The sequence below is a fragment of the Paenibacillus sp. BC26 genome, from assembly GCF_900116125.1.
GTDB lineage: Bacteria > Bacillota > Bacilli > Paenibacillales > Paenibacillaceae > Paenibacillus_Z > Paenibacillus_Z lignilyticus.
In genome coordinates, this window is the sequence record NZ_FPAD01000003.1 from 86,358 (window position 1) to 99,308 (window position 12,951).

Annotated in this window: 13 protein-coding genes; 6 read left to right on the forward strand and 7 right to left on the reverse strand. The window is 48.4% G+C overall.

The annotated features are described in order from the left end of the window. The first annotated feature begins 2 nt into the window (after positions 1 to 2). The 4 genes from BM412_RS21595 to BM412_RS21610 all read left to right on the forward strand — a co-directional run bounded on the left by BM412_RS21595 (position 3) and on the right by BM412_RS21610 (position 4,469). Positions 3 to 599: a CDP-alcohol phosphatidyltransferase family protein gene (locus tag BM412_RS21595; RefSeq protein ID WP_091223137.1), complete on the forward strand. Its 597-nt coding sequence runs from the start codon at positions 3 to 5 to the stop codon at positions 597 to 599. Between the two features lie 75 nt (positions 600 to 674). Then, positions 675 to 2,198: a spore germination protein gene (locus BM412_RS21600; protein ID WP_091223139.1), complete on the forward strand. Its 1,524-nt coding sequence runs from the start codon at positions 675 to 677 to the stop codon at positions 2,196 to 2,198. Between the two features lie 16 nt (positions 2,199 to 2,214). Continuing rightward, positions 2,215 to 3,321 carry a GerAB/ArcD/ProY family transporter gene (locus BM412_RS21605; RefSeq protein WP_091223141.1) on the forward strand — a complete coding sequence of 369 codons (1,107 nt, stop codon included), beginning with the start codon at positions 2,215 to 2,217 and terminating at the stop codon, positions 3,319 to 3,321. Continuing rightward, on the forward strand, positions 3,318 to 4,469 hold the full coding sequence (locus tag BM412_RS21610) for a Ger(x)C family spore germination protein (RefSeq protein ID WP_091223143.1): 1,152 nt from the start codon (positions 3,318 to 3,320) through the stop codon (positions 4,467 to 4,469). Before BM412_RS21605 ends, BM412_RS21610 begins: the two co-directional genes overlap by 4 nt. Before the next feature lie 52 nt (positions 4,470 to 4,521). Here BM412_RS21610 and rfbD read toward each other — a convergent pair whose 3' ends face one another. The 6 genes from rfbD to BM412_RS21640 all read right to left on the reverse strand — a co-directional run bounded on the left by rfbD (position 4,522) and on the right by BM412_RS21640 (position 9,651). Continuing rightward, positions 4,522 to 5,361, reverse strand: coding sequence for a dTDP-4-dehydrorhamnose reductase (gene rfbD, locus BM412_RS21615; RefSeq protein WP_091223146.1), 840 nt, complete (start codon positions 5,359 to 5,361; stop codon positions 4,522 to 4,524). Then, positions 5,358 to 6,353, reverse strand: a complete 996-nt coding sequence (gene rfbB / locus BM412_RS21620; protein ID WP_091223148.1) for a dTDP-glucose 4,6-dehydratase — start codon at positions 6,351 to 6,353, stop codon at positions 5,358 to 5,360. The genes rfbD and rfbB overlap by 4 nt, the downstream gene beginning before the upstream one ends. Before the next feature lie 21 nt (positions 6,354 to 6,374). Beyond that, on the reverse strand, positions 6,375 to 6,920 hold the full coding sequence (rfbC, locus tag BM412_RS21625; protein ID WP_091223150.1) for a dTDP-4-dehydrorhamnose 3,5-epimerase: 546 nt from the start codon (positions 6,918 to 6,920) through the stop codon (positions 6,375 to 6,377). Further along, a complete protein-coding gene (locus tag BM412_RS21630) occupies positions 6,917 to 7,657 on the reverse strand; it encodes a sugar phosphate nucleotidyltransferase (protein ID WP_091223152.1) in 741 nt (246 codons plus the stop codon). Before BM412_RS21630 ends, rfbC begins: the two co-directional genes overlap by 4 nt. Then, on the reverse strand, positions 7,654 to 8,940 hold the full coding sequence (locus BM412_RS21635) for a glycosyltransferase (RefSeq protein ID WP_091223154.1): 1,287 nt from the start codon (positions 8,938 to 8,940) through the stop codon (positions 7,654 to 7,656). The genes BM412_RS21630 and BM412_RS21635 overlap by 4 nt, the downstream gene beginning before the upstream one ends. 66 nt (positions 8,941 to 9,006) lie before the next feature. Further along, positions 9,007 to 9,651: an MOSC domain-containing protein gene (locus BM412_RS21640; protein WP_091223916.1), complete on the reverse strand. Its 645-nt coding sequence runs from the start codon at positions 9,649 to 9,651 to the stop codon at positions 9,007 to 9,009. 214 nt (positions 9,652 to 9,865) lie between these two features. Here BM412_RS21640 and BM412_RS21645 point away from each other — a divergent pair, with 214 nt between their 5' ends. Continuing rightward, positions 9,866 to 11,305 carry a MocR-like pyridoxine biosynthesis transcription factor PdxR gene (locus tag BM412_RS21645; protein WP_091223156.1) on the forward strand — a complete coding sequence of 480 codons (1,440 nt, stop codon included), beginning with the start codon at positions 9,866 to 9,868 and terminating at the stop codon, positions 11,303 to 11,305. Positions 11,306 to 11,488: 183 nt separating this feature from the next. After that, positions 11,489 to 11,860: a MarR family winged helix-turn-helix transcriptional regulator gene (locus BM412_RS21650; RefSeq protein ID WP_371264847.1), complete on the forward strand. Its 372-nt coding sequence runs from the start codon at positions 11,489 to 11,491 to the stop codon at positions 11,858 to 11,860. A 118-nt stretch (positions 11,861 to 11,978) separates the two neighbouring features. On the opposite strand, the gene BM412_RS21655 is transcribed toward BM412_RS21650, so the two are convergent. After that, a complete protein-coding gene (locus BM412_RS21655) occupies positions 11,979 to 12,929 on the reverse strand; it encodes an alpha/beta fold hydrolase (RefSeq protein ID WP_256256511.1) in 951 nt (316 codons plus the stop codon). Positions 12,930 to 12,951 lie beyond the last annotated feature (22 nt).

Here is a 12,951-nt window from a genome sequence, read left to right on the forward strand (position 1 = left end):
AAATGCTGGATTCTTATGCACGTCATACTGTTCAGCCTGCAATTGAAGGTGGAGCTATATTCTTCCGATCGGCTGGTTTAACAGCAAATAAGATCACTTGGGCTGCCATGTTGATAGGTGTGGGGAGCGGGGCCGTACTTACGCTTGGTTGTCCAGTGGCGGCTGTTGTGATGTTATGGATATCTGGTTATCTCGATGCGGTAGACGGCACCCTTGCCAGAATGACTAAGCCGTCTAGATGGGGGACTATCTTGGATATCACGTTTGATCGCGTAGTGGAAGGGGGGTTGCTCATTGCGCTTTTACTCGTCAATGCGGAGGCCTATTTGCCCATTGCGCTCAATTTAGCGGCAATCCTAGTTACGATTACGATATTTCTTGTTACCGGCAATGTCATCCCCAACACAGGAGCAAAAGGATTCCACTATAATCCGGGTCTCTTAGAACGAACAGAAGCGTTTGTGTTTGTTACGCTTATGATTCTAGTACCAAACTTGGTTTGGGAGCTGGCCTGGCTATTCTTCGCACTGCTCCTTCTCACAATTATGAAGCATCTTAGAGATGTGTATGTGTGGTTAGGCAAGAACAATATTGACTGAGCTGAAATCCCGCCTAGTGAGGCGGGATTTTTGATTTTACATAATTTAGAAGGGGAATGAACATAACTATCTATAATGTTGGCACGGTTATGGGAGGCCTTATTCTCGATGTCTAGTGATGGAGTAAAGAAGATGTCTTTAAAGGAATATGTAGCAGACACCTTGTCAGGCGATGGTGATTTCGTTTCAAGAGCGATCCCGGTGTTGAATGGGAAAGCTGAAGTCAATGTGATGTACATCGAGAATCTGATTGAAAATGAAATGATCAACACCTACGTCATTGAACGATTGCAGGACAGTAATGGGGAAGCGAATGATCTGAGCTCGGTCGAATTCATGGATCGGATGAAATCCAAAGTCCTCTCTGTTGCGAATGTGTATAGCTCTGGCGATAGAGATCACCTCGTACAAGCTATCCTTACAGGTCATGTTGCAGTAACCGATAACGAAGCAGATCATGCGGTAGTTATCCCCTTAGGGAAGCGTGAAGCAGCTGAAAAGTCAGAAACAGAGCCAGCCATACAAAGTGGAAATGAAGCATTCACAACAAATATAAGTAAAAACATCAACCTCTTACGAACGAGATTGCCGTCCCCGAACTTCATGTTTAAACAGATCGAGCTCGGAAGGACCTCCCATACGAAAGTCAGGGTTGTTTGGTTGAAGAACGCAGCCAAGCCTCAACTTATTGATGAAATATGCAGCAGATTAAATCGAATCGATATCGATGTCGTTCATTCGATGTCCGTTTTAACGGAGCTGACCGAAGATAATCCTTTATCGATTTGGCCACAACATAAGTTGACTGAACGAGTTGATGTAACCGTCGCAAATTTAGCTGAAGGCCGCGTGGCCATCCTATGCGATAACTTCGCTTTTGTCATCGTTGTCCCTTTAATGGTGTTACAGGAATTTCAGACACCCGATGACTATTCGCAGAAATGGATATTCAGTTCCATCATGAGAATCACGCGGATAATTGCATTTTTTCTTTCTTCGACGCTGTCTTCCTTGTATGTATCCTTTGTAGCCTACAATCATTCCATTATGCCCCCGGCTTTGGCGATTCGGATATCTGCAGGAAGAAGCGAGGTCCCATTTCCTTCCGTCATTGAGGTGCTGCTCATGACCTTCTTAATTGATGTGCTTAAAGAAGCAGGCATAAGGCTGCCTAAAGGGCTGGGTCAGAGCATTGGTTTTCTCGGAGCCGTCGTAATCGGCCAGTCGGCTGTTGAAGCGGGTTATGTCAGCCCCGTTGTGATCATCGTTGTTGCGCTCTCTGCGATTTCCAGCTTCGCGCTGCCGTCTATAAACCTCACTAATATGTCCAGGGTAACCAATTACTTCTTAATCCTATTAGCTACTATTTTAGGATTGTTTGGTGTCATAATCGGCGTTATTTTTCTGCTATGGAGATTGGTTACCCTGCGTTCATTCGGCGTGTCGATTTCCCATCCCATGGATGTCGGCGATATTAGGTTAATGAAGGACCTGTTGGTAAGGTCCCCGATATGGAAATTGAGAAATCGCTCCACATTATTATCCGGTAACGAAACTTCGATGGGGAATCGTACTAGAAAGCCAGGTCCAAGCGAATAAAAGGAGATCAGGGAATATGTTGCAAAAGCAAAAGATTTCTCGTCTACAAGCCATATACCTTACCTTTGCGAGCGCTTATGGCGGCGTGTTTTTCTATCATTCTTACATTATCAGCTTGGCAGGGAGAAGTGCGTGGATTGCGGAATTTCTAAGCGGGTTTATTAATATTGTCCTTGCCTTATGGGTACTGAGCATTGCAAAGAAACATCCGGGCAGGAACATCTTCCAAATTCTTGAACTGTTCGGCGGGAAATGGATCAGTACGATCTTTATTACAGCTTATGTGGCATTAAATATCGTCCTATCCTCATTGCTGTTAATGATGTGCGGAGGGCTCGTGAAGACGATTGCCTTGCACAATACTCCGGTATGGGTACCCATGCTTCTAATCATCGTACTGTCCTATTTAATTGCCGGCAGTGGCATTGAAAATATAGCCCGGCTGAGCGCAATGTTGGAATTTGGTATACTAGGGCTCATGTTTTTCCCAGTTCTCCTCATCGGTGTCATTACGCAATTCGATCCAGGGTATATCTTCCCTATGTTAGATACGGACGTTCCATCTTTTCTTAAGGCGGTCTTATTGACGGGAGGGGGACATTCTGAATTTATCCTATTCCTATTCATTATGGTGGAATCACTGCATAAACCGGGGAAGCAATTTTCTTCCCTTACGATAGGGTTACTGATATCGGTCGTACTCATGCCGGGGGTCGGGACCTTTCTACTCTCGGCCGCCATCTCACCGGAGGAAGCTTCCAGAGTTGCGTTTGCAGGTGTGAATATCGCGTTCTCCATTACAATTGGAACCTTTATTCAAGGCATAGAAATCTTTATCTTTATTCCTTATGTGATCATCACCGTATTGAAGCTGGCCGGAAATTTCTACAGCAGCTGGGTAGCTTCAGAATCCGTCAGACAACGAAATTCCAAGGTTCTGATCATCATCATTACGACGGCAGTATTCGTGATAACCCTGAGTCTACGCTCGTTTAACCAAGCCTTCTTCTACTACATACAGGTCATTCAATATTGCGTGTATCCCTTCTACATCGTTGCCCTGTGTACGGTTTCCATCCTGATGGTTGCAAGAGGGAAAAAGGCGGTATCCAGACTAACATGAACGATTCGAAATGGATACGACTCCTACTATGTATGGTCATGCTGCTTGCTTGTACCGGATGCTGGGATTACATGGAGTATGAGAGCATGGCTTTAGTGCGTGCAATAGGAATTGATACGGACCGTAATGGGAAAGTATTGTTGACGTACGAAATAATCAAGACTCAGAACCAAGACAAACAAGGAGGGAATTCCAATGAGGTAGTCCAAGGGATAGGGAAAACGGTGCCGGAAGCCTTCGATAGCATCCAAGCCATCGTGCCGGGAGAACTGTTCTTAGGTTTCGTTACCACCATTATTATCAGTGAAAGCGCGGCCAAACAGCATTTGAAAACAATCATGGATTTATTATTTATTACCCCCAATGTAAGAGAATCCATTTTCTTGGTTTTTACAAAGGAGAAACCGGAATCGATATTGCGTATGCCCGTCGGGAAGTCAGGGATGTTGATCGGGGATACGTTAATGGATATCTTTCGGGTTACAACGCGTACAGGTGTTTCATTTCCGGTCAGGTTAAGGGAATTTAACAAAATGCTAATGTCAGAAGGAGTGGAGCCTGTTGCCCCGGTAGTGGAGATTAGTGAATCCGGCAAGCTCAAGGTGTCGGATATGGCTGTTTTTAACGGCTTCAAGCTGGCAGGCATACTGCATGGAGACGAAAGCAAAGGCTTAGGTCGGATTACGAACCAGAGAGTAGAAGAATTATCATCCATACTCATAAAGGCTCCTGGCACGGGGGATTCTGTATCCGCTGCATTCCGCCTTCAAGATAATAAGACAAAAATGAAAATTAAAAGCGGCCATGAGATTCCCGAAGTTTTCATTTCGGTGAAAGCTACTGCTACGATGGTCCAATTCGACGGTAATGTCGGGGCCATAACTTCGGAGATTCTCCGGGAATGTGAGAAGGGTCTGGAAGGCAAGGTGAAGAGTGAACTCGAAGCGACAATAGCAAAGGCGCAGAAAGAATATAAATCCGACTTTATTGGGATCGGGTCCCATTTCTATCAACAGCATCGCAAAGAATGGAAGGGTACCTATAAGCCCAAATGGGATGACGTTTTTCCGGAGGTTCCTATTCATGTTCAGGTCAAAGTAAGGATACTCAATTCAGGTACCAAAGTGATGCCGCTGCAGGAAGAATGAACGAGATCCAAACAAACAACAAGCCCTCTGTAGAAGAGGGCTTGTTTGTTCGTTATCGTAATGATTTCAGAAACGCCTGCAGTCCTTCGCGCCATGGCCGCAACACCTTAAATCCGTATGAACGGATCGCGGAGTGCTCCAGGGCGGAGTACCTCGGACGATGCGCAGGTCGCGGAAACTGCTCTGTGGAACATGGCTCCACGGTCGCATTCAGACCGCTCTCTTCCATAATGGCATGCGCAAAATCATACCAAGAGCATACACCTGTATTGGAAGCATGATAAATGCCATAATGCTCGGTCCGGATCAGATGTTCAATGAAATGGGCAAGATCGACCGTATAGGTCGGAGAGCCGTATTGATCGTTAACCACCTTCATAATCCTCCGTTCCTGAGCCGATTTAAGAATGGTTTTGACAAAATTAGTCCCATGCTGCCCATATACCCACGAGGTTCTTACGATAAAATAGCGGAAGGATAACATCCGGACAGCTAGTTCCCCCGCTAACTTGGATTTCCCATAGATGCTCTGAGGATTAGTAGTCGCGTATTCGGTATATGGTGTAGAAGCTGTGCCATCAAACACATAATCGGTGCTGATGTAACATAACTTTGCCCCGATAGATGCGGCTGCTCGCGCTACGTTCCTAGTACCGGCGCCATTGATTTGATAAGCCAGTGCTTCATCGGTTTCAGCCAGATCTACAGCCGTGAAAGCGGCACAGTGGATCACGACATCCGGTGTAAAGGCGTTAAGAACCTCTAAACACTGACATTCATTCGTAATATCCATCTGTGCTCGATCCAGACTCAGAACCTCATGACGGGCTGATAAAAGGGCAACAATGTCATGTCCTAATTGACCTTTCGCACCGGTAACTGCGATTCTCATGGCAGACTCTCGTGCTGATACTCGCCTGTCAGGATTCGTTTCCACCAGTCCGGATGATCCACGTACCACTGAATCGTCTCGCGAATGCCTGTCTCCCAATCATATTTCGGCTGCCAGCCTAGCTCTCTAGTAATCTTAGCTGCATCAATACCGTAACGGCGATCATGTCCGGGACGATCCGGAACATAGTGAATCAAGGAGTCGGGCTTCTCGAGCTGACGAAGAATCGTCTGTACGATGTCCATATTCGTTCTTTCGTTATTCCCGCCGATATTATAGACTTCGCCGACAATGCCACGGTGCAGCACAAGATCAATGGCATGGCAATGATCTTCCATATACAGCCAATCGCGTATATGTAAGCCATCCCCGTAGACGGGGAGTAAGCGATCGTTCAACGCATTCACAATCATGAGTGGAATTAGCTTCTCGGGGAATTGATAAGGTCCATAGTTATTGGAACAGCGTGTAATCATAACCGGTAACCCAAATGTCGTGTGATAGGCGCGTACAAGCAGATCCGAGCCGGCTTTACTTGCCGCGTAGGGACTATTGGGAGCCAGCGGCGTTTCCTCGGTAAAGAGTCCGGTCTCGCCCAGTGTTCCATATACCTCATCCGTGGAAATATGAACAAACCTCTTAACGCCAAACTTCACAGCAGCGTCAAGCAAGACTTGCGTACCCGATACGTTGGTCTTCATCACGACATCCGGTACCCGAATACTGCGGTCCACATGGGATTCGGCTGCAAAATGAACCACGATATCGATTCCCTGTTCAAACAATCGATTGACGAGCTCTCGGTTTGTGATATCCCCTTTGACCAGGGAATACTTGTCGTCGCTTGTTTGGATCGACGCCAAGTTGGCTGCGTTTCCGGCGTACGTAAACGCGTCCAGAATCACGATTTCATATTTCGGGTAACGCTTCCGCATATAATGAACGAAGTTGCTGCCGATAAAGCCAGCGCCTCCGGTAACGAGAAGTTTCATGGGCAAGATGGCTCCTAGCTGTTAAAAGTGTATTTCCGCATCTAGTAGCAGCGGATGCTTCTGATCTTTATCCGACAAGATTGGTTTCGAGGCAGGCCAATCAATACCTAAGGCCGGATCGCACCAAAGGATCCCCCGATCCTGATCGGGGGAGTAATACTCATCTACTTTATAGAGGACTTGCGTATGGGGAACAAGGGTACAGAAGCCATGGGCAAAGCCCCTTGGAATAAGCAGCTGCCGTTTATTGGATTCGCTCAGGATAACCCCAACCCACTGGCCGAATGTTGGAGAGCCATTGCGAATATCAACCGCAACGTCATAAATAGCACCCGCAATCACGCGGACAAGCTTCGTTTGGGCTTTAGGATTTAGTTGATAATGCAAGCCTCTCAATACACCGCTCTGAACAGACAAGGAATGATTGTCTTGCACGAACTGCATGTTCATGCCATGCTCAGCGAATCGCGCGTGACTGTAACTTTCCATGAAATAGCCTCGACTGTCGCCATGAACCTCTGGCTCTACAACATATAAACCTTCCAGCTTCGTAGGAATGATCGTCATTTCAGGTCTCCGAAGCTTTCTCCGAATACGAGATCCTTAGCCAGCGCATTTGCTTTGGCTAACGACTCATACGTTCCGGCATCCGTCCACCAGCCCTGCAGGATATCATACGTGAGCTCGTTTCTTTCAATATAGGCGTTGTTCACATCGGTAATTTCGAGCTCGCCGCGTCCGGATGGCTGCAGTGTCTTCACAATTTCAAATACAGAGCTGTCGAACATATAAATACCCGTAACCGCATAGTCGCTTTTGGGATGCTGAGGCTTCTCCTCAATCGATACGATGTAATTGCCGCGCAGTTCAGGAACGCCGTATCGCTCGGGGTCTTGTACGTTCTGTATCAAGATCTTCGCGCCTTTGCGCTGATCCTTGAATTGATTCACGAAAGGGGCAATATTCGCTTCGAACACATTATCACCGAGTATCACAACGATTGGATCACTGCCTGCGAATTGCTCAGCTAAGTCTAAAGCTTGAGCAATCCCTCCGGCATGATCTTGAACTTTATACGTAAACGTAACGCCCATATCACGGCCGCTGCCAAGCAGATTAACGACGTCCCCCATATGCTCTTTCCCCGTAACGATAAGGATTTCGTTGATGTCGGCTTGTTTTAATTTGGCAACGGAATGGAAGATCATCGGGTATTTGCCGACAGGCAGGAGATGTTTGTTCGTCACCTTGGTCAGAGGATATAACCTGGAGCCTGTCCCGCCTGCTAGTATGATTCCCTTCACTGCGATTTGGCGTCCAGCTCAGCGATGGCATTCGCGATGGAAGTGTAGGGATCCAGAGCGGCGTATTCCGCTTGCAGTCTTTGCGCGTTGGCCAAGTAATTCGGCTTCGCGAGAACGTTCTCGACCGCTTCGCGAATAGCCTCCGGTGTCGGCTGATGGGTTTTGAGATTGATGGCGGCTCCGGTATGGGCTGTGCGAGCGTTGCCCTCAATTTTATCCTCGGATACGCCGGCGAGTACCATCGGTACACCGAAGCTAAGCGCCTGCTGCGTCCCGCCGAATCCACCGTTCGTGACAAGCACGTTCGTATGCGGAAGGAGATCGACGAACGGCACGAATTCCACGACGCGTGCGTTTGCCGGCACATGCTTAACCTCGTTCTTGCTGCCTGTTGCCGCGATGACGAGAACGGGGAGGTCGGCAAGTGCTGCAAGCGTGGGCTCGATCAGATGGCTGAAATCGCCGTTAGCGACAGTGCCTTGAGTGACGACAACAACCTTATCAGCAGCGAGTACATCGGACCACCAGTCCGGAAGCTTCGCATCAACGGATGGCGGGGTCGGAAGCGCGCCGATGAAGCGGACGCTTGCAGGCAAGTCCGAACGCTTATAGCTAAGCTCTTCAACTGAAAGCTGAAGGTAGCTGTCCGCACGAGCGCAGGTGTCAAAGAGGTAAGGAATTTCCTCGGTTGCGCCGAGCTCTCTTAGCACCTTCTCATAGAGTTTCTGGGCACCGCCGAATAAGTTATCCTTCATTAAGGCATTATGGGAGATGTTGCGCGCACGCCCTTCTTCGGAACTGTCCGGTTCGAGTCCCATTCCAAACGGCGCGGTGTCGATGCTTGAAATCGCCAGTGGGATGACACCTACAACGGCATATCCCTTTGCCCGCACGCCCGGAGCACCGAGTAGAGCAGGCGAGAGTGCGAAGCCGAAGGATTCTGCCAGCACGATGGCTTCATCATCGCCGTACTTCTCCAATTCATGCTGCAGCGCCGCATATTGATCGGGAATCGTATTGACGAAGTAGCGCTGCATGTCATAGTTAACCTGAGCCACACCTTCGTAGGCCAGTCGTTCCGGGTCATTTAAATCCTCGGGCTGCCAGTCGGCAGCACCCGTGAAGGACACGAATGCAGCCCCAGTCTTCTCGACTGCCTCTTTGAATTGAGAACCGGTAATGATGGTAATTTCATGGCCGCGGCGAATAAGATCTTTGGCTATGGACAGCATGGGAGCAACATGTCCGTATACAGGCGTGATAGGGATGATGACTTTAGTCATAAGTAGAACCTCTTTCTGTTGCCTTTAGGCAAACGGTTATTTTCATTAGGGAATCGTACGATCTCTTTAGCTGCCTAAGAGGCGCTCACTACTATCGATCGTTGCGCCTAAGCGTCGTTTCTCGAAGGTGCTCCTCCAACTTGCCGACAATTCGTTTATGCTCAACAGCTTTTCTATTCCATCAAGATGATTCTTATCGTGATGCATGACTCGATTCGCGAATGCCACCGATATCGCTTGCGGATGGGGATGTAACAGAGTGAGTGTGTCTTCAAAATCAACCTTTCCCGGCTGAAGCACACGAAGATAGAAACCCGTAAATCCCGTTTCCTGAACCTTCAAGGGCATCTCCGGTGATTGGTAGCGAGCTGCTAATTTGAAACAGGGCTGCCTTGGTTGACTGACCTGAACAATAGCATTGCCAAGCTGAAAGATATCACCGATACAAACCTCGGGTTCCAGCAGGCCGGCAATCGTCAGATTTTCTCCGAAAGCTCCGAAGGATAAGGGTTGCCCGAGCTCTTGTTCCCAGAAGGGATAGTGCTCATAGCCATATACGCAGACCGCTTTATCTACTCCTCCGTGATGCTTTAGATCGGCTTGTCCGTCTCCTTCAAAGTGCTCCGAGTGCAATTCCAGAGGCTCATAGACGGGGGTTTTGAAAATGCCCGTAGCGATGTCTCTTTGGTTGTATCGCATAAGAGTCGGCATGCCGACATTGAGCGAAATCAATTGTCCGTGTTTCGTTGGACTCACCTCCTTCAACGCTTAGAATAGGAAAAACCTAGGATGTCGAAAATAAATCATGAGATCGAAAAGATTCTATTTACTATAGCAGTCGTTGGATTGTATATACACATCCAAAACATTGTTTTCATTGCAGTCCATAACTTTGCTATTACAGCCGGAAATGTAGGTGTATCCCATGTTGAAAGTAGACCGCAATGATCCAAAGCCAATCTGGCAGCAGTTGCTGGACCAGGCCATAAGCCATATTTCCAATGGGAATTGGCCGCCGGAAGAGCAGTTGATTCCGTCTCGCGAATTAGCGCAGCAGCTTGGTGTCTCTCGTTCGACCATACAGCTCGTCTATGAAGAATTGCTCGCCCGAGGGTACATTACTACCTCAAGGAGAGGCGGTACGCGAGTAAGCGCAAGCTGGAATTTTGAAAGCGGGGCTTCGACAAATTGCGCATCCGATGGCCCGGCGCTTCCTTCGCTCCCGTACATCTATACTTCTGCTAACCGTTTGAAAGATTGGCTCAAAGGGGAGGAACCCCGTGAAGTTAAGATCGATTTCACCCCTCATGAGCCCTTCCTGGATCATCTGTTTCAGAAGCATTGGCGGCAAACCTTCCTTCATGCCGCTTCCACCATGAATCTACGTAATTGGACCTACGGGGATACGTATGGGTATTTGCCATTGCGCGAGCAAATCAAACGGTATTTATCACACGAACGTGGCATCCATGTGCAGACGGACCAGATTTTATTGACCTCCGGCGCCTATCAAAGTATTGATTTGATTGCGCAAGCCTTGCTTCATGAAGGTGATGTGGTTTCCGTAGAAGATCCCGGATTTCCGGCTTCCTGGATGGTCCTACACAATCGCCGCATGCAGGTGGTCCCCATACCCATTGACGAGTACGGTCTCGTCGTGAATCAGATTCCCCCGGAATCCAAGCTGACTTTCGTTACGCCTTCTCATCAATGTGCGGTCGGAGTCGTGATGGCGGAGCCGCGAAGACAGCAATTACTCCAGCAGGCAGTGAAGAATCAGAGCTGGATCATTGAGGACGATTATGACGGGGAGTATCGCTATCACGGAGACCCGCTGCCAACACTGTTCAGCAAGGCGCCCAATAACACGTTGTACCTCATGAGTTTCTCGAAAATGATCGCACCTGGCCTTCGGATATCCGTTCTCGTAGGGTCCGCTCAAGCTATTGCTCAGATCGCTAGCGTACAAGAGTTGGTTTACCGTCATGTTCCGATTATGGAGACAATGACGCTCACGCGGTTTATGGAACAAGGCCATTGTATGCGGCATATGCGAAGGGTGCGGAACGTGTACAGACGCAAGCATGAGATCATGACCAAAGCGATTGCAGCCAGCGGTTTAGCCAGACGGTTCACATTATCCGGTATTGAGACAGGTTCGCATATGCTGCTTGAGGCTGAACCGTTGTTTGATGACAGAACAGCGACTTTGGAGCTGCTGCAAAGAGGCGTTCGCGTTTATCCGCTAGGTCTTTATGGGATGGATAGCGCCCGAAGGGGCTGGGTACTGGGATTTGCTAACGTAGAAGAGAGATTGATTGAAGAGGGGATTGCTCATCTCGCGGATGTATTATTAAGGTCGTAGTCCGTCTGGAGACCTCGCGTTGCATTGTTTTTTTAGAGAAAGGATTGTAATATGAAGGGCGACGGGTGTCGAAGAAACATAGAGGAGGGATGATCAATGAAACTGGATAATCAGAAACCTCATATACCCTTAAAGTCCCATTTATGTTTTTCGTTATATGCGTGCTCGAGAGCTATTTTTCGCATGTACCGGCCGCTGCTGGACGATTTGGACTTGACCTATCCTCAATACCTGGTCTTGCTTGCGCTATGGGAGCATGAGACGATGTCGGTCAAAGATATAAGCGATCAATTGGTCTTGGATTCCGGTACGTTGACCCCGATGCTGAAGCGAATGGAAGCCGCGGGACTTGTCCGGCGGGAACGTTCGAAGGAAGACGAGAGGGTCCTGCATATCCGGATTACCGATAAAGGAATTGCGCTCAAGGATCAAACGATGTGTGTGCCGATGTCGCTTCTAGAAGCGAGCGGGTTGACCGAAGCGGAATTTGGCGTACTTAACGGAACGATCCAGAAGCTGCTGCATCAGATTAATGTAAATTCGTTAGTAAAATAAAATCCCTCTCGGAAGAAGGCGCAATCAGGTCTCATGCGAGCCTGAATACGTCTATATTGACCGGAGGGATTTTAACTATAGTTGTACGGGGCTCTCTGCGAATTTGCAGAGGGCCTTTTTATGGCTTGACGAACTTGACGATTTCATCGTTGAACTTTCCTTTTTCTTCATAGAAGAGACCATGGCCGCTGTTCTGGAACGGTACGAGCGTAGAGTTCCGAATGCCTTTATGCAGCTGCTCTGCGATAGTGAATGGAACTGCCGTGTCGTGAACGCCGTGCAGAATAAGCGTAGGCACCTTGATCGTTTTCAGGCCGGCGCGCAGATCCGTTTCCGCGACCGATTGAATGCTTTCAATCGTCGCGCGGGGATCCGAAGACTGTCCCATTTGATCAAACCATGCACGGAATGCCGGGCTTGGCTGCTTATAGAAGAAGCCGTCACCAAAGTTTTTCAGCATGTTCGGGCGGTCCGCTTTCAGGTTGGTCACGATAGTATCGATATCCTTCTGCGTGATGCCGTATGGATAGCCTTCGCGCTGGCTCCAGCTAGGGGAAGCGGCTCCGAATAGCATGAGTTTGGAAACCGAATGTCCTTTATGTCTAATCATATAGTTCGTCGCCACCGTGCCGCCCATCGAGAATCCGGCTAATGTCACATCCTTTAATTCAAGCTTATCGATGACCTGGCGCACGTCGTCTGCGAAGGTGTCCATATCGTAACCGTCGTAAGGGTGATCCGATTTGCCGAAACCGCGCAGGTCGATTCCGATGAATCGAATTCCTTTTTTAGGAAGCTCAGTTTGCTGATATTCGTACATTTCATGATTGGCTGGCCATCCGTGGATAAAGACGACCGGTTTACCTTCGCCTACGTCTTCGACGTATAGTTTTACGTTGTTTCCGACCGTTATGTAGTGGCCGTTGCTCGTGTTAATGATGCCGGACGAATAATGCTGTGCTTCCGCAGCTTTCGGTGTCAAGAGGCTTGTTCCGATTCCCGTTCCTGTACCAATAAATGCAATTGCGAGCGACAGTGTCAACATTTTTTTGCTTTTCAAAGCTTTCATGATTTCCTCCTCAGAGTTGTGG

Bases quoted from the DNA above. Each gene is read 5' to 3' on its own strand.
- BM412_RS21635 (WP_091223154.1), bottom strand. From the start codon at position 8,940: ATGACTAAAGTCATCATCCCTATCACGCCTGTATACGGACATGTTGCT.
- BM412_RS21650 (WP_371264847.1), top strand. From the start codon at position 11,489: ATGTACCGGCCGCTGCTGGACGATTTGGACTTGACCTATCCTCAATAC.
- BM412_RS21600 (WP_091223139.1), top strand. From the start codon at position 675: ATGTTGGCACGGTTATGGGAGGCCTTATTCTCGATGTCTAGTGATGGA.
- BM412_RS21655 (WP_256256511.1), bottom strand. From the start codon at position 12,929: ATGAAAGCTTTGAAAAGCAAAAAAATGTTGACACTGTCGCTCGCAATT.
- BM412_RS21645 (WP_091223156.1), top strand. From the start codon at position 9,866: ATGTTGAAAGTAGACCGCAATGATCCAAAGCCAATCTGGCAGCAGTTG.
- rfbD (WP_091223146.1), bottom strand. From the start codon at position 5,361: ATGAGAATCGCAGTTACCGGTGCGAAAGGTCAATTAGGACATGACATT.
- BM412_RS21605 (WP_091223141.1), top strand. From the start codon at position 2,215: ATGTTGCAAAAGCAAAAGATTTCTCGTCTACAAGCCATATACCTTACC.
- BM412_RS21610 (WP_091223143.1), top strand. From the start codon at position 3,318: ATGAACGATTCGAAATGGATACGACTCCTACTATGTATGGTCATGCTG.
- BM412_RS21595 (WP_091223137.1), top strand. From the start codon at position 3: ATGCTGGATTCTTATGCACGTCATACTGTTCAGCCTGCAATTGAAGGT.
- rfbC (WP_091223150.1), bottom strand. From the start codon at position 6,920: ATGACGATCATTCCTACGAAGCTGGAAGGTTTATATGTTGTAGAGCCA.
- BM412_RS21640 (WP_091223916.1), bottom strand. From the start codon at position 9,651: ATGCCGACTCTTATGCGATACAACCAAAGAGACATCGCTACGGGCATT.
- rfbB (WP_091223148.1), bottom strand. From the start codon at position 6,353: ATGAAACTTCTCGTTACCGGAGGCGCTGGCTTTATCGGCAGCAACTTC.